Annotated in this window: 25 protein-coding genes and 8 pseudogenes; 15 read left to right on the plus strand and 18 right to left on the minus strand. The window is 41.8% G+C overall.

Annotation, left to right across the window (positions count from 1 at the left end; translation table 11 throughout):
• Nucleotides 1-59 precede the first annotated feature (59 nt).
• Together FSC11_RS14825 and FSC11_RS14830 are read right to left on the minus strand one after the other, a co-directional pair.
• Nucleotides 60-380, minus strand: coding sequence for a hypothetical protein (locus tag FSC11_RS14825; protein WP_127800962.1), 321 nt, complete (start codon nt 378-380; stop codon nt 60-62).
• Entirely contained in the window at nt 380-661 is a 282-nt protein-coding gene (locus tag FSC11_RS14830) for a type II toxin-antitoxin system RelB/DinJ family antitoxin (protein ID WP_127800960.1), read from the minus strand. Before FSC11_RS14830 ends, FSC11_RS14825 begins: the two co-directional genes overlap by 1 nt.
• Before the next feature lie 156 nt (nt 662-817).
• Between FSC11_RS14830 and FSC11_RS14835 the strand changes: the two genes are divergently transcribed.
• Both FSC11_RS14835 and tnpB read left to right on the plus strand, forming a co-directional pair.
• Nucleotides 818-1,201 (plus strand): transposase, encoded by a 384-nt coding sequence (locus FSC11_RS14835; RefSeq protein WP_163143575.1) that lies wholly within the window; start codon nt 818-820, stop codon nt 1,199-1,201.
• Nucleotides 1,198-1,533, plus strand: a complete 336-nt coding sequence (gene tnpB / locus FSC11_RS14840; protein WP_004780063.1) for an IS66 family insertion sequence element accessory protein TnpB — start codon at nt 1,198-1,200, stop codon at nt 1,531-1,533. The genes FSC11_RS14835 and tnpB overlap by 4 nt, the downstream gene beginning before the upstream one ends.
• A gap of 248 nt (nt 1,534-1,781) precedes the next feature.
• Here tnpB and istB read toward each other — a convergent pair.
• The 4 genes and pseudogenes from istB to FSC11_RS14865 form a co-directional block, all read right to left on the minus strand.
• A pseudogene (gene istB, locus FSC11_RS14850) lies at nt 1,782-2,036 on the minus strand (IS21-like element ISAba8 family helper ATPase IstB); the annotation flags it as partial.
• Nucleotides 2,037-2,089: 53 nt separating this feature from the next.
• Nucleotides 2,090-2,430 (minus strand): annotated as a pseudogene (locus tag FSC11_RS14855) (transposase); the annotation flags it as partial.
• 35 nt (nt 2,431-2,465) lie between these two features.
• Nucleotides 2,466-3,556, minus strand: a pseudogene (locus tag FSC11_RS14860) (IS3 family transposase).
• Nucleotides 3,557-3,654: 98 nt separating this feature from the next.
• A complete protein-coding gene (locus FSC11_RS14865) occupies nt 3,655-4,200 on the minus strand; it encodes a DNA-binding protein (RefSeq protein ID WP_127800924.1) in 546 nt (181 codons plus the stop codon).
• Nucleotides 4,201-4,305: 105 nt separating this feature from the next.
• On the opposite strand from FSC11_RS14865, the pseudogene FSC11_RS14870 reads away from it, so the two are divergent.
• From FSC11_RS14870 to FSC11_RS14885, 4 genes and pseudogenes are all read left to right on the plus strand, one after another.
• Nucleotides 4,306-4,791: pseudogene (locus tag FSC11_RS14870) on the plus strand (IS3 family transposase); the annotation flags it as partial.
• 292 nt (nt 4,792-5,083) lie between these two features.
• Nucleotides 5,084-5,407 (plus strand): type II toxin-antitoxin system RelE/ParE family toxin, encoded by a 324-nt coding sequence (locus FSC11_RS14875; RefSeq protein ID WP_104505828.1) that lies wholly within the window; start codon nt 5,084-5,086, stop codon nt 5,405-5,407.
• Nucleotides 5,388-5,702, plus strand: a complete 315-nt coding sequence (locus tag FSC11_RS14880; RefSeq protein ID WP_104505827.1) for a helix-turn-helix domain-containing protein — start codon at nt 5,388-5,390, stop codon at nt 5,700-5,702. Before FSC11_RS14875 ends, FSC11_RS14880 begins: the two co-directional genes overlap by 20 nt.
• A 38-nt stretch (nt 5,703-5,740) precedes the next feature.
• Entirely contained in the window at nt 5,741-6,055 is a 315-nt protein-coding gene (locus FSC11_RS14885; protein ID WP_104505826.1) for a hypothetical protein, read from the plus strand.
• Between the two features lie 705 nt (nt 6,056-6,760).
• Here the strand turns inward: FSC11_RS14885 and FSC11_RS14890 are convergent.
• Nucleotides 6,761-7,261 (minus strand): META domain-containing protein, encoded by a 501-nt coding sequence (locus FSC11_RS14890; RefSeq protein ID WP_074163995.1) that lies wholly within the window; start codon nt 7,259-7,261, stop codon nt 6,761-6,763.
• Nucleotides 7,262-7,263: 2 nt separating this feature from the next.
• Nucleotides 7,264-8,316 (minus strand): S1 family peptidase, encoded by a 1,053-nt coding sequence (locus FSC11_RS16310; RefSeq protein ID WP_227591028.1) that lies wholly within the window; start codon nt 8,314-8,316, stop codon nt 7,264-7,266.
• Between FSC11_RS16310 and FSC11_RS14900 the strand changes: the two genes are divergently transcribed.
• From FSC11_RS14900 to FSC11_RS14925, 6 genes and pseudogenes are all read left to right on the plus strand, one after another.
• Nucleotides 8,227-8,889: an IS6 family transposase gene (locus tag FSC11_RS14900; protein ID WP_011977763.1), complete on the plus strand. Its 663-nt coding sequence runs from the start codon at nt 8,227-8,229 to the stop codon at nt 8,887-8,889. The two genes, FSC11_RS16310 and FSC11_RS14900, sit on opposite strands and share 90 nt — an antisense overlap.
• 52 nt (nt 8,890-8,941) lie before the next feature.
• A pseudogene (locus FSC11_RS14905) lies at nt 8,942-9,178 on the plus strand (APH(3') family aminoglycoside O-phosphotransferase); the annotation flags it as partial.
• Between the two features lie 151 nt (nt 9,179-9,329).
• Nucleotides 9,330-10,355, plus strand: a complete 1,026-nt coding sequence (locus tag FSC11_RS14910) for an IS30-like element ISAba125 family transposase (RefSeq protein WP_004994718.1) — start codon at nt 9,330-9,332, stop codon at nt 10,353-10,355.
• 100 nt (nt 10,356-10,455) lie between these two features.
• Nucleotides 10,456-11,268 (plus strand): subclass B1 metallo-beta-lactamase NDM-1, encoded by an 813-nt coding sequence (locus FSC11_RS14915; RefSeq protein WP_004201164.1) that lies wholly within the window; start codon nt 10,456-10,458, stop codon nt 11,266-11,268.
• A 3-nt stretch (nt 11,269-11,271) separates the two neighbouring features.
• Nucleotides 11,272-11,637 (plus strand): bleomycin binding protein Ble-MBL, encoded by a 366-nt coding sequence (ble, locus tag FSC11_RS14920; protein ID WP_004201167.1) that lies wholly within the window; start codon nt 11,272-11,274, stop codon nt 11,635-11,637.
• A 4-nt stretch (nt 11,638-11,641) separates the two neighbouring features.
• A complete protein-coding gene (locus FSC11_RS14925; RefSeq protein WP_004201168.1) occupies nt 11,642-12,280 on the plus strand; it encodes a phosphoribosylanthranilate isomerase in 639 nt (212 codons plus the stop codon).
• Between the two features lie 10 nt (nt 12,281-12,290).
• Here the strand turns inward: FSC11_RS14925 and FSC11_RS16315 are convergent.
• The 4 genes and pseudogenes from FSC11_RS16315 to FSC11_RS14935 all read right to left on the minus strand — a co-directional run.
• A pseudogene (locus tag FSC11_RS16315) lies at nt 12,291-12,857 on the minus strand (hypothetical protein); the annotation flags it as partial.
• A 90-nt stretch (nt 12,858-12,947) separates the two neighbouring features.
• Nucleotides 12,948-13,322: pseudogene (locus FSC11_RS16320) on the minus strand (protein-disulfide reductase DsbD domain-containing protein); the annotation flags it as partial.
• Between the two features lie 4 nt (nt 13,323-13,326).
• Nucleotides 13,327-13,431: a divalent cation tolerance protein CutA gene (gene cutA / locus FSC11_RS16515; protein WP_349487496.1), complete on the minus strand. Its 105-nt coding sequence runs from the start codon at nt 13,429-13,431 to the stop codon at nt 13,327-13,329.
• Nucleotides 13,432-13,794: 363 nt separating this feature from the next.
• Nucleotides 13,795-14,442 (minus strand): recombinase family protein, encoded by a 648-nt coding sequence (locus FSC11_RS14935; RefSeq protein ID WP_004993315.1) that lies wholly within the window; start codon nt 14,440-14,442, stop codon nt 13,795-13,797.
• 173 nt (nt 14,443-14,615) lie between these two features.
• Here FSC11_RS14935 and FSC11_RS16480 point away from each other — a divergent pair.
• Nucleotides 14,616-14,693: pseudogene (locus FSC11_RS16480) on the plus strand (plasmid replication DNA-binding protein); the annotation flags it as partial.
• A 240-nt stretch (nt 14,694-14,933) separates the two neighbouring features.
• Here the strand turns inward: FSC11_RS16480 and FSC11_RS14945 are convergent.
• The 5 genes from FSC11_RS14945 to FSC11_RS14965 form a co-directional block, all read right to left on the minus strand.
• Nucleotides 14,934-15,365 (minus strand): MarR family winged helix-turn-helix transcriptional regulator, encoded by a 432-nt coding sequence (locus FSC11_RS14945; protein ID WP_005108698.1) that lies wholly within the window; start codon nt 15,363-15,365, stop codon nt 14,934-14,936.
• A 6-nt stretch (nt 15,366-15,371) separates the two neighbouring features.
• On the minus strand, nt 15,372-15,800 hold the full coding sequence (locus tag FSC11_RS14950) for an organic hydroperoxide resistance protein (protein WP_005108699.1): 429 nt from the start codon (nt 15,798-15,800) through the stop codon (nt 15,372-15,374).
• 236 nt (nt 15,801-16,036) lie between these two features.
• Nucleotides 16,037-17,371, minus strand: a complete 1,335-nt coding sequence (locus tag FSC11_RS14955; protein ID WP_015060273.1) for an ISNCY family transposase — start codon at nt 17,369-17,371, stop codon at nt 16,037-16,039.
• Nucleotides 17,372-17,517: 146 nt separating this feature from the next.
• Nucleotides 17,518-17,832: a hypothetical protein gene (locus tag FSC11_RS14960; RefSeq protein WP_163167818.1), complete on the minus strand. Its 315-nt coding sequence runs from the start codon at nt 17,830-17,832 to the stop codon at nt 17,518-17,520.
• A complete protein-coding gene (locus FSC11_RS14965) occupies nt 17,829-18,248 on the minus strand; it encodes a hypothetical protein (protein ID WP_163167820.1) in 420 nt (139 codons plus the stop codon). Before FSC11_RS14965 ends, FSC11_RS14960 begins: the two co-directional genes overlap by 4 nt.
• A 305-nt stretch (nt 18,249-18,553) precedes the next feature.
• Between FSC11_RS14965 and FSC11_RS14970 the strand changes: the two genes are divergently transcribed.
• The gene (locus FSC11_RS14970) at nt 18,554-18,841 is read left to right on the plus strand and encodes a BrnT family toxin (RefSeq protein WP_000438825.1); all 288 of its coding nucleotides are present in this window, start codon (nt 18,554-18,556) and stop codon (nt 18,839-18,841) included.
• The gene (locus FSC11_RS14975) at nt 18,828-19,142 is read left to right on the plus strand and encodes a BrnA antitoxin family protein (RefSeq protein ID WP_004728120.1); all 315 of its coding nucleotides are present in this window, start codon (nt 18,828-18,830) and stop codon (nt 19,140-19,142) included. Before FSC11_RS14970 ends, FSC11_RS14975 begins: the two co-directional genes overlap by 14 nt.
• An 88-nt stretch (nt 19,143-19,230) precedes the next feature.
• Here FSC11_RS14975 and FSC11_RS14980 read toward each other — a convergent pair whose 3' ends face one another.
• A complete protein-coding gene (locus FSC11_RS14980) occupies nt 19,231-19,761 on the minus strand; it encodes a hypothetical protein (protein WP_000172759.1) in 531 nt (176 codons plus the stop codon).
• Between the last annotated feature and the right edge of the window lie 24 nt (nt 19,762-19,785).

Genomic DNA, 19,785 nt, shown 5'->3' on the forward strand with positions numbered 1-19,785 from the left:
ATGATCATTAAATTTTGTGCTAACTTGGACAGATATTATTCGGCTAATTGGACAAACAGTTATTGTTCTTTAAGATGATTAATTAATCGCTCATAGTCATTTTTAGAAAGTTTACCAATGTAAGTTAATTTTGTTTTATCAATTGGCAACTGATATGTCTGTACGGTATCAATCCATGATTTTTTACTTAGTCCAACCGATTCCCAATCTATAATTTCAATATATTTACGTTTAATAAAATCAGATTTATTGTCATATTGACTGCTTAAACGGAATACGATGTAGTCTTTTTTTGTTTGTCGAATATATAAAACAGGGCGAGTTTTGCCATCTACTATATCTGTCAAACCAACATAAGCCCAATACAAATCCTGTGCCATTAGTACCCACCATCATCGTTTAAAAATGCTTGAGCAGATTTTGTATTAGATACTTTTACACTTGGGATATTATGGCTAAGAGCTATGAGCTGTGCTGTATTAAAATCATCATCACTTATTTGATTGCTTACAGGGATTCGACCTGTTTTGGCTATTTCAGCCATGACCATACTAAAAACAGATGCAGGGGTTAGCCCAACTTTTTTAATAATGTACTCTGCTGATTCAGAAATAGCCTCATCCACAGAATATTGAACTCTCTTTTTTATTAGCTTAGACATTTAACACCTCTCAATCTTGTTAAGGCCATTTAATGCCATAAAATGGTACAAGGCAAGTGAGTAGTAAGTGGTAAGCATCCGGCTAACACAGCCTTACCAAGCGATCCTATAAGCCTTAATTTAGTTCCCACCTAAAAACAAGTGGGGACTTAATCCATGAACATGGATATATATTCAGCAACACCTCCTGTTGCTAAAAAACGCAGAACATACAGCAAAGAATTCAAACTCAGTATTGTCAATGCCTGTAAAAATCCTAATACCTCGATCGCTTCGGTCGCACTGCAACATAGTATTAATGCCAACCTTGTCAGTCGTTGGATCAGGATCTTCAGCCATCATGATGGTGCCGTGCAGGATCCTACTCATGTGAATCCAGCATTTATTGCTTTGCCTTACACTGCTGCAATCAGCCAACCTATTGATGAGAGGATCACGTTGTGTATCACCGTGCCTCATACGAATAATGATATTCAGCTAAAATGGCAGACATCAGAAATACCTGTCTTGGCAGAATTACTCAAGGCACTTGCAACATGATCCGCATTGATGAAATCTGGTTGTCTACTCAGCCCATGGACATGCGTGCAGGTATGGATACGACCATGGCTCAGGTGGTGAGAGCCTTTGGCTACATCAAACCGCATTGTGCTTACCTGTTCTGTAATAAACGTGGCCATCGCATGAAAGTGTTGGTACATGATGGATTGGGCATCTGGCTGTGTGCCCGGCGGCTGGAACAGGGCAAATTTCACTGGGCTCAAGTTCACCAAGGTGAAACCGTGGCCCTCAGCCCGGAACAGTTACAGGCACTGATCCAAGGTTTGCCCTGGCAGAGAATTGGATTGCAGCAAGTGGTGAATATGCTCTAAACCAAGCTCGACCATTCTGCCATCCTCCAAACGTTCTATTTCATTCTTCTCATGACCTCAGGCATACTGCGGTCATGAATACGCTGCCTGACTTAAGCCAACTGACCCATGAACAACTGCTGGAATTCACCAGACTGAACCGTACCAGGTTTGTCGGAGACTTTTTATTTAAGTTGTCAACGGCATTCTAAAATTGACCCCTTTCACCTTACAAATGGCAAAGTAAAATTGACCCCTTTGATCTCGTATTAAATTTCAACCTGGGGCTGAATCCCAATTCTTTTTTTATCCTTCAAACGATAACTCTCACCCGATATTTGTACCACATGACAGTGATGCAATAACCGATCTAACATCGCAGCGGTCAACGTGACATCATCTGCAAAGGATTTGGACCACTGGCTAAAGGGTAAGTTACTCGTCAATATCGTACTGCCTTTTTCATAACGCTTGGCAATCACGTTAAAGAACAGATTCGCTTCTTCACGTCCAAACGGTAAATAAAGAGATGGATCCGGAAATTTGAACAACTTCTATAAGTGATATTCCGCTCTAGTTAAGCCACCTTGTTTTGTTGGGGTAGCTGATCATAGTAAAACTCATTGGGTGTCATTTTGTCTAGACTCGAATGAGGTCGTTTCAAATTATAAAACTTGAAATATGCACTCAATTGCTTTTTTGCATCTGTGACACTGCTATAAGCTTTGAGATACACCTCTTCATATTTAACGCTCCGCCATAATCGTTCAACCATCACATTATCAATCTATGAGCAGTATACTGCGCAAGTTTACCATCCATACTGATTTGAATGCCATTTGATTTCAATACATCAATAAATGCATCACTCGTGAACTGACTGCCTTTGTCTGTATTAAATATTTCAGGTGATCGGTAATCCTCCCATAAATAACCGAAGTTAAAAGTAGAGGTTAAGCAGCCATTAGAGGTGGCTTTCCTTTGTTAGCTTGATGTGGTCTTTCATGGTTGTAATGCCACAACCAGTTTGTTGCATAATCTTGTACTTCATCCAAAGTATCAAATAAATGCTTGCTCAGCCAACTATAACGTATAGTCCGATTATAGCGTTCAATATACGCATTCTGCTGTGGCTTACCCGGTTGAATATATTCAATACGAATACCGTGCTCAGTAGCCCAGCGCACAAATTCGTGACTGATAAATTCGGGACCATTATCGCATCGGATCACTAACGGTTTTTCTCTCCACTCCAGCAATTGATTCAACGTACGAATAACCCTGATTGTGGGCAATGAGAACCCTGCGTCAATGGCTAGGCCTTCGCGGCGGTAATCATCAATCACATTCAATAATCGAAACTTGCGACCATCGGAAAGCTGATCATGCATAAAATCTAATGACCAAACCTGATTTTCTCGGATTGGTTCTTTCAATGGTTCAGGCGCATGCCGTTTTAGTCTTCTTCTCGGTTTAATACGCAGATTCAGTGCCAACTCACAGTAAATGCGGTAAACCCGCTTGTGATTCCAGCAGCAACTCTCAACATGCCGTAAATACGAGAAGCACAAACCAAAGCCCCAATCGGAATTTTCCTCAGTGAGTTCAATGAGCTGTTCAGCAATGAGTGCATTGTCATCGCTGAGTTTGGCTTGATAGCGGTAGCAGGTTTCACTAATGCCAAATGCTTTACAAGCCAAACGAATACTAATGGCATGCTGGGCAACTGCCTGTTGTGCCATCTTACGCCGGCAAGATGGCTTTACCCTTGCGCAGCAGTGCTGCTCATTGCCATCGCTTCCTGGATGATTTCGGCCTTTAATCGCTCTTCCGCATACATCTTTTTAAGTCTGGTATTTTCGGCTTCTAGCTCTTTCAGTCGAGCCATTAATGATGTATCCATACCACCATATTTGGCACGCCATTTATAAAAGGTAGCATTACTCATGCCGTGTTCACGGCAAAGGGTCGCTACAGGTGTGCCAGATTCTGCCTGTTTCAAGATGGACATGATCTGACTGTCAGTAAATTTAGATGTTTTCATGCAGAATCTCCTGCTCGTATCTTAAGAGAAAATTCTACTTTTAGATCCTATTATTTTTAGGGGGGATTACCAGCCTTCATCGTCAGTTACTTGTCTTTTTACATTGTAATCTGTTTTTCTAATTCAGCTATCCGTGCATTTGCATTAGTGAGTTGTGATTCCACATATTTGATCGAGCCTGATTTTTCGAGTAGCTGTTCATATTTGGCTTGCAAGGCGTTGTAGTCTTCTTTTGCCTTATCTGTACTAGCAAGAGCGACTTTCAGCTTGTCGGTGGTGTCATCAGTTTGTTTGACCTGTTCATCAAGTTTGATTTGCACCTGTTCCAGTTTTTCTGTGGTATCTGCAAGCTGCTTTTCCAGTTGTTGCACTGTTTCCGCATATCCGCCTTGTACTGCATCAATCCGTTCTTGCAATAGGGTTGCAATGACTTGTGACACGGTAACAAGTTCCGCATCTTTCAGAGTTTTTGCCGTAGTAACGGCTGCCGCCAGTTGCTCTTCAAGGATCTCTTTGCGGTATTTGTTGATAGTGGTCTTTGAGCCGCTACCAAGAACCGCAAGGATATTATCGTTAGTTGGGTTTGAGCCTTGTGCTGCAAGGGATTCGATGGCTTTTGCCACATCTGATTTAGTGATTGCCATGGGTTTACTTCCTATTGTGTACTGTACTGTATCGTATTTTAGTACATTACAGTACAGTACACAATCGATATTTTTTATGAATTATGACTAGCTAAAACTCACCCGTATATTCAAACCAATTCAGGTTGGGTCTATACCGCCTTTATTATTGATGTGTTCTCACGAGCAATTGTTGGATGGAAAGTATCAACACGTATGAATACAGACATGGTGCTCGATGCATTGGAGCAAGCATTGCATGACCGATGCATGCCAAAGAATGTGATTCATCATTCCGACAGAGGTGTGCAATATCTTTCCATTCGTTATACCAATCGTTTAGAAGCAGCAAATTTACGAGCATCAGTCGGTACGACTGGTGATTCATACGATAATGCTTTGGCTGAAACGGTGAATGGCTTATACAAAACAGAGGTGATTGAATATTTAAAAGCAGATTGGCAAGGTTTAGCAGATGTACAACTTGCGACACTAAACTGGGTAGATTGGTTCAATAAAGAACGTGTACATAGTGCACTGGGTTATGTATCACCTTTTGAGTTTGAAGCAATCTACTATGATAAGATTAATCCGTTAGGTCAGGTGGCCTAACTTAAATAAAAAGTCTCCGACAAACCCGGTACGGTTCAGAGTGCTAAATTTTTAAATACAGAGCTTCTGACATTGGGATAGATTTCCCAAAAGTAGTCATGGTGAGTACTCTGTATTGATTGCCTGTACTGATGTTTCAGTTTTTTCATTGTTCCTCCTAGGTAACATTACCTAGAAGGGATCCTCTGCAAAATAGTACATCGTCTTTAATCCTGTGAACTAAGAATTATCATTTAAAAATACCACAAAGTAGTATAAAATAAACTACTACAAGGTAGTATGAATGCAATCAATGTATACAATATGTGAGACTCCATTATTTACTAAATACTGTCTTGTTTATTGGACTCAGGAAGAATATGAGGAATTCAAAACATTCTTAGCATTAAATCCTGAAGCAGGAGATGTAGAGCCTAATGCAGGTGGTATTCGTAAGATTAGATGGACTAGCGGTGGTAGAGGTAAAAGTGGTGGTGTCAGAGTCATCTACTTTAATCGTTTAGCAAATGGAGAGATTTGGTTATTAACCTTGTACAGTAAAAAGCAAACTGTACAGCTTAGTAAGAAGACTCTTCAAGCATTAGTGGAGAAACTAAATGACTCGTTTAATGACTGAAAAAGAACTTGAGGCTTTTGAAGCAACTAGGGATATTGAAGCTGAAATATTACAAGGCATCGACGATATGCTTACTAGTAATGCAGCGAAAAGAACCGTAATCACTGAGACAGATGTAGCGTTAGCTCGTAGAAAGGCTCAACTAACACAAGATCAGTTTGCTAAGATTCTTGGCGTATCAAGACGTACTCTTGAATCATGGGAACAAGGTGCGAGAAGACCATCAGGAGCAGCAACATCCCTTATTCGATTATTTATTGTTGATCCAAAATTTGTAAAAGAGAGTCTGGCTTAATTTAGACAGCTCTCTACTATATTTATTTAAGGTTTTTTATGAAGCACTTAGGATTTGTGGGAAAAAGTACTGAATATTTAGGGTATACCCATATTGAAATTATCAATAGCTCATTACGCTTATCTTTCAATATTCCATCAACAAAAGATCTAGAAGAAACCTTTAAAAAGATAGTCGAAAATAACTATGATTTACTCATGGAAACATCAGCAGAAATCGAGTTCGAATTAGAAAGTGAAACGCTAGCAAAGATAGAAACCATCATAAAAGAAAAAGGGATTGAACTTGATGAGTTTGTTCAAAATGCGCTGATTAAACTTATCAACCAAAATGAATTGGCTAAGACTGATTAGACCTTAAATGCAGACAATAAAAAACCCCGGCATCCTGCCGAGGTTTTTTATTGGAACTTTAGGTCTGTGCTGGCTTAGTGCTTGTCGTATCTGGCCCCATCCTGGTGCTCATTCTTTGTAATTCTAAGGAACTTCCTGTTCCTGACCAATTAATCATATGAAAATTCTACTATTCCGAATAGCCGCAAAGGACCGGAATTTACGTAAGCTAAAGCGTACAAAACAGCCTAAGTTTTATCCACAAGAAATGGGGATAATTTTGAACATTCACGCATTGATAAAATTTAAAAAATCTCAAAATCGACTACTTTTTAAACAAATTTATTGGCAAGAACTATCAAAACTGCTCATAAAAAAGCCGATTTGTTTCAAAATCGGTTTTTTGGGCATTTTTGGATTTTTCTTGTTTTATTAAGTATCTGATATTTATATTAATATACAAGTGTATTGCGTATAACCACCATTATGTTAAATAGGGAATTCAAAGCTCTTTCTAAGAGTTGGTATAGTGGTAATACTTATTGAGTGCGTAAAAGAATTAGATTAATAAAATACTCAAAAGAAAAATAGTAAAAGGGAACTTACAGAAAATAAGTTACCGGCTCTTAAAATTATATTTAAACAAAGAAGCCCAACTAAATGATTGGGCTTCCTCATATCTAACTTTACCTTATGATTTTCATCAGTGTACTGCAAGAATTTAGACTACTTGTTGACTTGAACACCTTTAAAAATCAATTTCTCTTTTTTTTGTGTTTCTATAAGCAGTTGTGCCTGCCCCTTACGAGATTGAAGATATAATGTGGGAGCATTCACCAGAATATCTATCATCGTACTTTCACGTAAGTTGATATCATCAGGACAGCCCATCATTGTGGCAACAATTGGTTGTTCAGCATATAAATGATTGCCCTTAAAATGAATACCAATCGAATTTATATTACAAAACAAATTCCCAATATACAGCATCTTTTCTGCAAATTTTAGCGTGATAGGTTGGTCAGGTTTTGAAGCCAGAAATAATGAATCTATACGTTCACTATTAGCATTTGTTGCCTCGATTAATTCCCAAGAAAATTGCGCCAAGGTCTGCTCACTAAAGGACATCACTTGTAATTCTTGTATCTTGGACTGATCGGCTGATGAAGGCTTATGACAAGCGCTCAAAAGTCCAACGACGAACATCAGTATAAATATTCTAGTCATCGTTATTGTCCGTATAATAATGAGTAACCCTCTTTATAGAGTTCATCAGTAGACATATAGGTCATATATCCATTAGGTTTGGCGGCACCTCCGCAATACCCCTGACCTTTCATGGAAGAACTCCATGTGCCTTGATAAGTTGCAGTAGATAATAACCCTGCCGCCACACTTCCAATAAAGATTGGACCACCACTATCGCCACCCCAACAATCCAACGTTGGACCTGAAACTTTTACCCATGTTGCATTACACACACCTGCCCCTGATGGTCCACATTTATTGTCAGTACCAAATGCTTTAAATGCGGTCGACTGAACCGTACCACAACTATAACCAGTTTTCATTCCATAATGACAGACATACGTACCAACAGGTGTGTTACCTTGTGTACGTCGACCAGTTAGAGTTTTGACCACATTGTCACTGGCGAAAAATTCTGGGTTCAAGGTATGTGTAGATGATACTAAACTCATGGTTTGGAAATCCTGACTACCATTCCAGAAGTCTCCCACAAAGGTTAGTGCAATATTATCATTGCCAGTTGTCTTGCGGTCATCTACAGTAATTTTGTAATTCTTACAGTGAGCCGCTGTGGTCGCAAATTTTGTACCCGCAGCGTTTTTCACATTAAAACCTGTTGTACAATTATAAAAAGTGGTTGAAGTTGTACTATCCGCCATCAGCATGGTTTCTGCTGCCCTTACTGCGGCACTATGTCTTAATGGAATATTAGTGGTCGTTACTTTAAGTGGGACATTGGTTAATGTTCTAGGTTTTTCACTGCTCAGTAATTTCAAACCCTGTGTTTGGTTGGTTGCAGTATGCTTTGGATCATAAAGCTCTAAATCAATGCTATTTTCGGCACTGTTGCAAATAGTCGGTGGTGATAAACTTATCATCCCCTTTTGCTGATGGAGCTGCACATGAACCCATTCAAAGGCCGGCATTTTCAGCGTGACATCATTCTGTGGGCCGTACGCTGGTACTGCAAATACGGCATCAGTTACCGTGAGCTGCAGGAGATGCTGGCTGAACGCGGAGTGAATGTCGATCACTCCACGATTTACCGCTGGGTTCAGCGTTATGCGCCTGAAATGGAAAAACGGCTGCGCTGGTACTGGCGTAACCCTTCCGATCTTTGCCCGTGGCACATGGATGAAACCTACGTGAAGGTCAATGGCCGCTGGGCGTATCTGTACCGGGCCGTCGACAGCCGGGGCCGCACTGTCGATTTTTATCTCTCCTCCCGTCGTAACAGCAAAGCTGCATACCGGTTTCTGGGTAAAATCCTCAACAACGTGAAGAAGTGGCAGATCCCGCGATTCATCAACACGGATAAAGCGCCCGCCTATGGTCGCGCGCTTGCTCTGCTCAAACGCGAAGGCCGGTGCCCGTCTGACGTTGAACACCGACAGATTAAGTACCGGAACAACGTGATTGAATGCGATCATGGCAAACTGAAACGGATAATCGGCGCCACGCTGGGATTTAAATCCATGAAGACGGCTTACGCCACCATCAAAGGTATTGAGGTGATGCGTGCACTACGCAAAGGCCAGGCCTCAGCATTTTATTATGGTGATCCCCTGGGCGAAATGCGCCTGGTAAGCAGAGTTTTTGAAATGTAAGGCCTTTGAATAAGACAAAAGGCTGCCTCATCGCTAACTTTGCAACAGTGCCGTTTTTTCTCATGGCGATATCACGGATAGTAATATTTTTATAGATAAATTCAATGAAATTTACTTTTTAGATCTTGGCCGTGCTGGGTTAGCTGATGAATTTGTAGATATATCCTTTGTTGAACGTTGCCTAAGAGAGGATGCCTCGGAGGAAACTGCTAAAATATTTTTAAAGCATTTAAAAAATGATAGACCTGACAAAAGGAATTATTTTTTAAAACTTGATGAATTGAATTGATTCTAAGCATTATCTAAAAATACTTAATTGTCTTTTAACGTCGCTAAATTTTAAATAAATAAGTGAAGAGTGTTAGTGGAGCCACTGATTTAAAGTTGGCAGAGTAAAACTTGAAGTGCGACATAAACCACCTAATTAATTTAAAGGGTTTATGGAGTATATAAAATTGTCATACCATCATCTTAACTTTGAAGATCGTACTGCATTAATGCTTGAGTCAAGAAAAGAAGGCTTTTCAGCCAGAAAATTTGCTGAACTCATTAAAAGACATCCTAGTACGATCTATCGTGAGCTTAAAAGAAATAGCATCAATGACGTTTATCAAGCTCGATATGCTTCTGATAACACCTTCGCTAGACGTAGACGTGGTCACAGAAAACTCAAAATCGATTCAATCCTCTGGAAATTTATTGTTGAAGCGATCCGTTGTTTATGGTCTCCTCAGCAAATAGCAAAGCGTTTAAAGACATTTCCTGATTTGGATCAAACAATGAATGTAAGCCATACAACGATTTATTCAACGATACGAGCATTACCAAAGGGTGAGTTGAAAAAAGACTTATTATCCTGTCTACGTCATGAAAATAAAAAGCGAAAAGCTAACGGTGAACCTAAAAAAGATTCTATATTACAGGATATTAAAACTATTCATGAGCGCCCAGCCGAAGTTCAAGAAAGAAAAATACCGGGTCATTGGGAAGCTGATTTAATTAAAGGTAAAGACAATAAAAGTTCGATAGCAACACTTATTGAACGAAATACACGGCTCTGTATCTTGGCAACATTACCTGATGCAAAGGCAGAATCAGTGCGCAAGGCTTTAACTGAAGCTCTGAAATATTTACCTGCAGAACTGCGTAAAACGTTGACCTATGACCGTGGACGTGAGATGTCAGAACATAAAATACTCGAAGAAGATTTAGGCATAGATGTATATTTCTGTGACCCACATTCACCCTGGCAAAAAGGCACATGCGAAAATATGAATGGTTTAATTAGGCAATATTTACCTAAAGGGATTGATTTAAATCAGGCAGATCAGCATTATTTAAATCAAGTTGCCATGTCACTGAATACTCGTCCTAGAAAGGCGTTAGATTGGCTTACACCATTAGAGAAATTTGCTCAGCTTGTTGATTATCATATGGCTTTTGAAACTGTCGCACCTCATGTTTGAATTCGCCCCATATTTTTGCTACAGTGAACCAAATTAAGATCATCTATTTACTAGGCCTCGCATTTGCGGGGTTTTTAATGCTGAATAAAAGGAAAACTTGATGGAATTGCCCAATATTATGCACCCGGTCGCGAAGCTGAGCACCGCATTAGCCGCTGCATTGATGCTGAGCGGGTGCATGCCCGGTGAAATCCGCCCGACGATTGGCCAGCAAATGGAAACTGGCGACCAACGGTTTGGCGATCTGGTTTTCCGCCAGCTCGCACCGAATGTCTGGCAGCACACTTCCTATCTCGACATGCCGGGTTTCGGGGCAGTCGCTTCCAACGGTTTGATCGTCAGGGATGGCGGCCGCGTGCTGGTGGTCGATACCGCCTGGACCGATGACCAGACCGCCCAGATCCTCAACTGGATCAAGCAGGAGATCAACCTGCCGGTCGCGCTGGCGGTGGTGACTCACGCGCATCAGGACAAGATGGGCGGTATGGACGCGCTGCATGCGGCGGGGATTGCGACTTATGCCAATGCGTTGTCGAACCAGCTTGCCCCGCAAGAGGGGATGGTTGCGGCGCAACACAGCCTGACTTTCGCCGCCAATGGCTGGGTCGAACCAGCAACCGCGCCCAACTTTGGCCCGCTCAAGGTATTTTACCCCGGCCCCGGCCACACCAGTGACAATATCACCGTTGGGATCGACGGCACCGACATCGCTTTTGGTGGCTGCCTGATCAAGGACAGCAAGGCCAAGTCGCTCGGCAATCTCGGTGATGCCGACACTGAGCACTACGCCGCGTCAGCGCGCGCGTTTGGTGCGGCGTTCCCCAAGGCCAGCATGATCGTGATGAGCCATTCCGCCCCCGATAGCCGCGCCGCAATCACTCATACGGCCCGCATGGCCGACAAGCTGCGCTGAGCCATGGCTGACCACGTCACCCCCAATCTGCCATCGCGCGATTTCGATGTGACAGAGGCGTTTTATGCGAAGCTGGGCTTTGCGACGAGTTGGAAGGATCGCGGCTGGATGATCCTGCAGCGCGGCGGTTTGCAGCTCGAATTCTTCCCCTATCCTGACCTCGACCCAGCTACGAGCTCGTTCGGCTGTTGCCTGCGGTTGGATGATCTCGATGCCATGGTGGCATTGGTGAACGCGGCGGGAGCCGAGGAAAAAAGCACCGGCTGGCCGCGCTTCAAAGCTCCGCAACTGGAGGCGAGCGGCCTGAGGATCGGCTACCTGATCGATCCCGACTGCACGCTGGTGCGGCTGATCCAGAACCCCGACTGACCGCATGCCCGCGAAAATCAAGATTTGCGGGATCAGCACACCCGAGGCGCTCGATGCGACCATCGCGGCGCGGGCGGACTATGCCGGGTTGGTGTTCTATCCAGCGTCGCCCCGTGCGGTTACGTCGAATGTCGCGGGCGCTTTGACATCGCGCGCAGCTGGCCAGATCGCCATGGTCGGTTTGTTCGTCGATGCGGATGATGCTGTCATCGCCGACGCACTGGTGGCAGCCAAGCTGAACGCGCTGCAGCTGCACGGTTCGGAATCGCCCGAACGCGTGGCCCAGTTGCGCGCGCGGTTTGGCAAGCCGGTGTGGAAGGCGCTGCCCGTCGCCAGCGCCAGCGATGTCGCACGCGCCGCAGCCTATGCCGGGGCGGCGGACTTGATCTTGTTCGACGCCAAGACCCCCAAAGGCGCGCTGCCCGGCGGCATGGGGTTGGCGTTCGACTGGTCGCTGCTGGCCGGATATCGCGGTGCCTTGCCGTGGGGGCTGGCAGGCGGGCTAAATCCGACGAATGTTGCCGAGGCGATTGCGCGCACCGGAGCGCCGCTGGTCGATACCTCCAGCGGCGTCGAAAGCGCGCCGGGCGTCAAGGATACCGACAAGATTACCAATTTCGCCTTTGCGGTGCGCTTGGCCTAAATCGCGTCGATCAATAGGCGTCGTTCAGCGCAAAGATCGGCTTGCGGGTGCGCCACTGCCCTCGGGTGAAGTCGGGAAAATCTAACGTGCGATTGCCCTCAGCAATCGATTGTTCCGACAGAGGCGTGATCGCGCTCCAGGCCAGCGCGTCGTAAATGTCGATTGGCATCGGGGCCTTGGCCTTCAGCGCCTCGACAAAAGCGTGGATCACGAACCAGTCCATCCCGCCATGCCCGGCCCCTGCCGCCAGATCGGCGTAGCGTTTCCATAGCGGGTGATCGTATTTCGCAAACCAGCCCTCGGCAGGCTCCCAGCGGTGCGGCTGTGGGCTCTTGCCCTCCAGATAGATCGACTTGTTGACGTCCATCCACAGCCCCTCGGTGCCTTGCACCCGAAAGCCGAGAGAATAGGGGCGCGGCAGCGAGGTGTCGTGGCACAGCATGATCGTTTCACCATTAGTGCAGCCGATCATGGTGTTGACCACATCACCCAGTGCGAATTTCACCTCGGCGTTGGGATGATCGGCAGAGCCGTTCTTGACGACATAATCATGCAGCCCGCGCGCCTTACAGCCGAAGCCGCCAGCGCCCGCTTCGCCCGGCAACGCGACCTTCAGGGTGCGGGTCTGCGGCGGGTAGCACACGCCGGCATCGGCGCAGCCCTGGTACTTCACGGTCAGGGTGGTCGCGCTCGCGCCGGCCGCGGGCGTGCCGGTGAGGGTGCCGAGCAATTCCTTGCGGTAGGTTTCGACGTCGCCGAAGAATTCGTCGCGGTAGGCCTTGCCCTTCGGCAGCGCCATGGTCGCGCCGGTGAAGGCGGCATCGGCCTTGACCGAGGTGCGGTGCCGGTACAGGTAATAGCCGTCGGCGATCCGCCAGCGCACCTCGATGCGGTCCGGCGCGGTGGCCTGCGCGGACAGGACGAAGACCTCGTCGACCGGCGGCAGTTCGAAGTCCTGGGCGACGGCCGAGGTCGCGGGCAGCGCAAGCAGCAGGGCGAGCCCGGCCAGCCAGCGGCGCAGGCGGATCGTGGATGCGGTCATTGGCTCAGTTTACCGGTCGGCTCTCGGCGGCCAGCCATTGCAGGTATTCGGGCAGGCCGGACGCGGCTTCGACCGCGAGCAGCTCCGGGAGTTCGTAGGGATATAGTATTTTATTAAATTCTTATGGGAAATGACGAATGTTAAATTATCTTAAGAGCTTTAATAATATCAATACTTATTTGATTTTATCGATAATTCTGCTGTTAATCATAATATCTCTAGATTATTTCTAAACTGAATGAATGTTTATAATGAGTGATTCATATTGCTATTGAAATCGCCTTCTCACTTTGAAAGAAGGCGAGGATGAGGGACTTTTATGTTGAATTATCATTTTAAAAATGCCTTATAAAAGAAGCTTAATGTGTTTTCTTATATAGGTTTAAACATAATTGTTGTATATCTTAAATCCAATTGATCTTAAAATTTTCCTTTATTTTTTGTTATGAGTGCGAGAAAATTGTCAAAAAGGTCAATCAGACTGGGCGTTAATTTGTTTTGCATACTTTTTCCTATATCGAATTAAAGTCATATAACTAACACCATAATCTTTAGCTATTTGAGTGAAAGGGTATGAATCGTCCTTATTTTTAAGGGTATGAATTAACTCTTTTAGTTTTTCTTCTGTAATCGCAGGCGATCTTCCCTTGTATTTACCTTTCTTTTTTTTAGCTAATTTAATTCCCTCTGCTTGATTCTCACTAATAATACCCCTTTCAAGTTCAGCTACAGCGCCTAATACATGGAGTTGAAACTTATCGAACTTGTCATCTGAATTGGGGGTAAAGTTCAGGTTATTTTTGACAATATGAACAGACACTCCTTTTTTATTTAGCTTTTGAACAATGGTTACAAGGTCAATCAAGCTACGTGCCAATCTAAAAACATCATGAGCGTACACAATGTCCCCACTACGGACATAATCGAACATTTCCTGAAGTGCAGGGCGTTTGGCAGTCTTTCCGCTAAAATGATCAATAAAAGTTTTATCTAGCTCAAAGGGTAGATCATGGAGCTGTCTTTCAGGGTTTTGGTCTTTAGTGGATACACGGATATACCCCACTCTTTGAAAGGGTGTGTTTTTAATTTGATCTTCAATATCTAAATTTTCTTTTTCCATAACCAGTATAACAAAATTAGATAACCTCAATGTTATATCACATTAGATTAACAAAACAACCCTATTGTTATAGGGTTTTTAGGGTGTATTATTATATAACAATAGGGTATACTCTATAGTTACATAAATTAGATTTAAAAACTTGTCTCCAATAAACCAAGTACGGTTCACCTAAACAGATTGCTACCCCTGAACAACCAGAATCCGAAAAAAGAGGCTTTTGGAGCCGTTTTTTTAGACCCTATGATTAACCACGATTGTTTAACTCATATGAATAAAGTTGTGAAACTTTGATTAAATAATAGGCATAGAACGTGAAAAATCATAAAAAAAACCCACCTTGGGGAAGATGGGCTATCAACTAGAAACTACAGCATTGAATTTTCAAGAGAATTATAACGCATTTCGTATAAGGTGTATTATGTTAATTTTAGAAAAATTAATTAATTTTCAGAATCATAGTGACTCATATCACCAGATAATAAGATTTCTTAAATTTTCTCTGATAACACTTTAACCAATGACTTTAATTCTTCTTTTAGTTTATTTAAATTTTCAAGTTGAATACTTTGAGTCAGCTCTTTAGGAATCATTTCTGCGGCAGCTCGTAGCTCTCGACCCTTTTCTTTTAATGAAATAAGGACTCTTCTTTCATCATTAGGATCACGTGATCGATTAATAAGTTCAGACTTTTCCATTCTTTTTAGTAAGGGCGTTAGTGTCCCACTATCCAGGTGTAAAATTTGTCCAAGATCACCCACACTTACACATTCTTTTTCCCATAAAACCAACATCACTAAATATTGAGGATAAGTGAGTCCGAGAGGTGTAAGAAAAGGGCGATAAGCTTTTACGATTAAATTAGATGCAGCATAAATAGGAAAACATAGTTGCTCATCTAGGCAAAGCTGATTCTTGGACATAGCTTTTTATTTGGTATAGACAGTGGTCGATACCTGTATATTACCTCGAATAGCGTTGGAATAAGGACATACTTGATGCGTTTGTTCCACGATCTTCTCTGCATCAGCTTGTGAAATACCTGAAAGAGTGACATCTAAGTGTACTGTTAAGGAAAATCCACCATTGCCATTAGCAACCATGCCAACAGTACTCAGGACTTCTACATCGTTATCACGGATTTTATGTTCTTTATTGCTACGAGTTACATGGATCACGGCATTTCCAAAGCATGCAGCATAGCCAGCTGCAAATAATTGCTCAGGATTCGTTGCATCACCTCGACCACCTAATTCTTTTGGCAAAGCTAATTTTAGTTCTAAGATACCATCTTCACTACGAATATTCCCTGAACGTCCACCGATTGCTTTAACTTGGGTAGAATAAAGATTACTCATTTTAATTACCTTTAAATAATATATTGTGTGCAATATAATTGTATAAAATTTAATTTATGTCAAATTTTTTTATATGCGATTTAACATAATGACTGTTATACGCAATAAAAAAACCTGGGCACCAACCCAGGTCTAAAATTTAAAAAACAGATAAATATCAGTGCAATAAACTCATTTTTCTATGTTATTCACCAATTAAAATGTCTATGCGATAAACCATTTAAAATGTCCTGTTTTTAACTGCAAGAGTCAAGCACAGGATTTAAATTTCTTTGTTCAATAACCGCTTTCTGAGCTTTACGACTCGGCATACTTTTCTTGAGACGGGAACGTTTATTTTGTTTTTCCAACTCTTCATGCTGTTGCTGGATATGCGCCAGAACCGAGCCTAATCTTTTATTCTCAACCACTTCATTCTGCTGTAGTCCAGCCAGTTTATTGAAGACACTATAGTTGATCTTCCGTCCTTCATGCATGATCGCCACAGTGCCATCCGGGTACTCCAGAAATGAAATGTATTGCCCAACAAGCTTATGATTCAGCTCTGTCGGTTCAAGCAGATAAATACACTTGTCATAGGTGATGGTGAGGTTCTTCGTGACCTTACGCGGTTCCTGCCAGGTGAATATATCCTCCAGCTCAGCATCAGACTCTGTTAGCGGACGATGTAAGTTCTTTGAATTTCGCGCACACTTGGCGAACTTCTGGTTGAAATGCTCAATAAAGCAGGGTAACCAGGCATTGGCTTCGGCAATTGAACTGATGCCTTCCAGACGCATCTCCTTGATCAAACGGTCTTGAAGGGTTCTATTCGCGCGTTCTACGCGACCTTTAGCCTGTGGTGAGTTGGCAAAGATAATATCAATGTTTAACTCATTCAGAATCCGGCCAAATTGCGTGATCTTGCTGTCCTGGCTCGATTTCTGGTTCACTCGGAAGACCGAATGTTTATCGCTATAAAAGGCCAGAGGCTTACCGTATTGTTCAATGTAGGCTCGGGTTGAAAGCATATAGTCGAAGGTCGTTTCTGCCTCACAGAAGCGCAGATGCAACAGCTTTCCAGTGGCATCATCGATATACACCAATAAACAGCACTTAGCAGCGCGTCCTTCGAACCAGTCATGATATGAGCCATCAATCTGGATCAGCTCACCGAAGCAATCACGGTTATAACGTGGCTGATATGGACGTTTAAGGCGCTTGGATCGCGGAATCCAGAGGTCATTTGCAGTCATCCAGCGCCGAAGCGTTTCTACCGGGATATTCAGGTCAAATATGCTGCTGAGCTTCTCATGGGCCAAGGTAGGTCCAAATCCCAGCAGATGTTCGGAAATAATGGAAAGACATTTTGATTTTAATAAATCATCATGGCGACGATGGCCAGGTTGACCACGGCTGGCATGCGCCATACCTGAAACACCATCTTGATTGAGCTTCTGTAATAACCGGGTAATTTGACGGGTTGAAAGATTAAGGATTTCAGCAGCACGGACTTGTGTAATACGATGATCTCGAACGTCTTGCAGAACAGCAAGACGTTGAATTTCTTTGTCAGACATAGTGATCAGCATCTATATTTCATATCCAGTCCATGATGTTTAAACCATCATAAACTAGACATTTTTATTGGTGAGAATATAGACATTTTGAATGGTGAGTAACATTCTAATTTCGCATAACGTGTATTATGTTAATTTTAGGAAAGCTACAAGATAGATTAGGCTCGATTTTTTCTCTTTTTAAAATATAAATAGCAGACCAAAATGAAACTAAGCCAAAACAGGTAATCCAAAATAAAGTACTTAAGAAGAAATTCGTCTAAATCCCAAAAAATAAATAACGCACTTATATGATTACCAGGGGAGGTAGAATCCCCATCAATTAAAAATACAAAGGGAAAGCCTCCTGCAAGCCTATTCACCTCTTCCAATTTATCTACAACTATACGGTTAACAGGAATATATCTTTGATAAAATAAAGATAATGATGTTAAAATAAAAGTTAAAATGTTGATAAATAATATTTTTTTCATAACTTTTCTTTATCTTTTAAATTAATTAAAAAAAGCCAATAACATAAGCCAGGAAAGAGAGCCATAAAAATAGTCCATGTATTGGTATACATTTTCCACCACTCTTTCGAAATTTCTCCTGTGTGACTCCATCCAAAAAGAATAAAAAATGGAGCAGCAATAATTATAGAGGTAATACAGATGGTTAATAAATTAAGACTATTATAACGATTTAAAAGAATTGAGAATATGAAGCTGAAAGGCACAGTCAAAATACAATAAGCTAAGTAGACAAGGCCGTGCCCTACAAGAACCACGAAAATCGAGTATAGGCTGTATTCCTGATTCATTACGATAAACAGGACTGCTATGAAAAAAAGTAATGGTAAAGGAGCAAGTAAGAGAGCTTTTACTATTTTTGCATTTGAGTATTTCACTAATTTAATTCTCTTATCTACTCAATAAATATTAACACTATACCGATTTTCTTGGAGGTCGCTGGCTTGCATTTAACATAATGGGCGTTATACGAAATGCACAAATTGAAAAATATAAAAATCAAAAACTTATGATATAAATTATTTGCTCGATGATGTTCAAAAGCCGACTTGGAAACAAGTCGGCTTTTTTATGAGCAGTTTTGATAGTTCTTGCCAATAAATTTGACTAAAAATTACGCTTCTCAACTTGAGTTATACAATTTTGTGATACATTATTGTATATACAAATTTGAATGTTTTTTATGGAACAGTATTTTGAATGGGATGAGGCTAAGAATCGAAAGAATCAGAAAAAGCATGATATCTCTTTCGAAACTGCAAGCCTTGTTTTTGAAGATCCATTACGGATCTCAATCCAAGACAGACATACCGATGGTGAAGAACGTTGGCAAACCATTGGACGAGTTAAAGGCGTACTAATGTTATTGGTGGCTCACACCATTTTTGATGAAGATGACTGTGAAATCATACGAATCATTAGTGCAAGGCAAGTGACTAAAGCGGAGCGAAACAAATATGAGCATGGTTAGATACTCACGCAAAGAGCTGAATGAGAAATTTGGTGAGAAGCAAGATGCTGAAATTCAACGCTTGCTTGCTAAAGGCACGGTTCCTGATGATCAGCTAGATCTATCAGATATTCCTGAAATTACCGATTGGAGCAGTGCTGTACGCCAAAATCAATTTTACCGCCCAGTGAAGCAACAAACTTCAATTCGGTTAGATGCTGATGTACTTGCTTGGTTCAAAGCACAAGGCAAAGGTTATCAAACACGAATGAATGAAATTTTACGGGATGCTATGCTGAAAGAATTAAAAAATCATCAATAAAAATGGGAGCTTAAGCTCCCATTTTTGACTTCGCATAACGCCCATTATGTTAATTTTAGTTTTCCTTAATACGACAAAAATATCTACTTCATTTCACGAGAATTTCTTTTGCTAAAAGTTCTTCTTTCGTTACACCGAAATATCTTATTTCTAATTTAGGCCTGCCTAACATCTTTAAAAGATTGTTTTCATCATTTATATTTTTTATAGCTTTGCTTACACAATCAATTACGTCATTAGTTTTAGAAATAGCTTCTTTTTCAGATACTTGATCGCTTACTTTTCGAGATATTAAGTCATCAAAATATATCCTATATTCTTCACAAACTAGATAAAAATAAGGGTCTAATCTATCTAAATCATATTCAGATTCAAAGGGTTTACGATCTAATAAATCTTTTTCAGGATAAATAATCAATTGTCCTGCATCGAACCAAAACTCCACAGAAAAATTATCAAACTCAATTCCATTTAAATCATTACTAAAATTTTGAAAATACTGTAATAAAAGATTTTCTATATCCTCTAAAAACTCTTTATTCTTAATATCAAATATTAAAGATTCATTAGAAATAGCTTTGATACAATCTTCTTGAATATCTAACCCCTTTAAAGTCATTTTTACTCCATTTAAATTTTTAGG

Source organism: Acinetobacter schindleri, from assembly GCF_010918895.1.
In the GTDB taxonomy this organism is placed as follows: Bacteria; Pseudomonadota; Gammaproteobacteria; order Pseudomonadales; family Moraxellaceae; genus Acinetobacter; species Acinetobacter schindleri.

Bases quoted from the DNA above. Each gene is read 5' to 3' on its own strand.
- FSC11_RS14980 (WP_000172759.1), bottom strand. From the start codon at position 19,761: ATGACTTTAAAGGGGTTAGATATTCAAGAAGATTGTATCAAAGCTATT.
- FSC11_RS14960 (WP_163167818.1), bottom strand. From the start codon at position 17,832: ATGAAAAAAATATTATTTATCAACATTTTAACTTTTATTTTAACATCA.
- FSC11_RS14865 (WP_127800924.1), bottom strand. From the start codon at position 4,200: ATGGCAATCACTAAATCAGATGTGGCAAAAGCCATCGAATCCCTTGCA.
- FSC11_RS14945 (WP_005108698.1), bottom strand. From the start codon at position 15,365: ATGTCCAAGAATCAGCTTTGCCTAGATGAGCAACTATGTTTTCCTATT.
- FSC11_RS14975 (WP_004728120.1), top strand. From the start codon at position 18,828: ATGAGCATGGTTAGATACTCACGCAAAGAGCTGAATGAGAAATTTGGT.
- FSC11_RS14935 (WP_004993315.1), bottom strand. From the start codon at position 14,442: ATGGAAAAAGAAAATTTAGATATTGAAGATCAAATTAAAAACACACCC.
- FSC11_RS14825 (WP_127800962.1), bottom strand. From the start codon at position 380: ATGGCACAGGATTTGTATTGGGCTTATGTTGGTTTGACAGATATAGTA.
- FSC11_RS14880 (WP_104505827.1), top strand. From the start codon at position 5,388: ATGACTCGTTTAATGACTGAAAAAGAACTTGAGGCTTTTGAAGCAACT.
- FSC11_RS14955 (WP_015060273.1), bottom strand. From the start codon at position 17,371: ATGCTGATCACTATGTCTGACAAAGAAATTCAACGTCTTGCTGTTCTG.
- FSC11_RS14915 (WP_004201164.1), top strand. From the start codon at position 10,456: ATGGAATTGCCCAATATTATGCACCCGGTCGCGAAGCTGAGCACCGCA.
- FSC11_RS14885 (WP_104505826.1), top strand. From the start codon at position 5,741: ATGAAGCACTTAGGATTTGTGGGAAAAAGTACTGAATATTTAGGGTAT.
- FSC11_RS14925 (WP_004201168.1), top strand. From the start codon at position 11,642: ATGCCCGCGAAAATCAAGATTTGCGGGATCAGCACACCCGAGGCGCTC.
- FSC11_RS14875 (WP_104505828.1), top strand. From the start codon at position 5,084: ATGTATACAATATGTGAGACTCCATTATTTACTAAATACTGTCTTGTT.
- ble (WP_004201167.1), top strand. From the start codon at position 11,272: ATGGCTGACCACGTCACCCCCAATCTGCCATCGCGCGATTTCGATGTG.
- FSC11_RS14890 (WP_074163995.1), bottom strand. From the start codon at position 7,261: ATGACTAGAATATTTATACTGATGTTCGTCGTTGGACTTTTGAGCGCT.
- FSC11_RS14950 (WP_005108699.1), bottom strand. From the start codon at position 15,800: ATGAGTAATCTTTATTCTACCCAAGTTAAAGCAATCGGTGGACGTTCA.
- FSC11_RS14970 (WP_000438825.1), top strand. From the start codon at position 18,554: ATGGAACAGTATTTTGAATGGGATGAGGCTAAGAATCGAAAGAATCAG.
- FSC11_RS14910 (WP_004994718.1), top strand. From the start codon at position 9,330: ATGGAGTATATAAAATTGTCATACCATCATCTTAACTTTGAAGATCGT.
- FSC11_RS14835 (WP_163143575.1), top strand. From the start codon at position 818: ATGAACATGGATATATATTCAGCAACACCTCCTGTTGCTAAAAAACGC.
- tnpB (WP_004780063.1), top strand. From the start codon at position 1,198: ATGATCCGCATTGATGAAATCTGGTTGTCTACTCAGCCCATGGACATG.
- FSC11_RS14830 (WP_127800960.1), bottom strand. From the start codon at position 661: ATGTCTAAGCTAATAAAAAAGAGAGTTCAATATTCTGTGGATGAGGCT.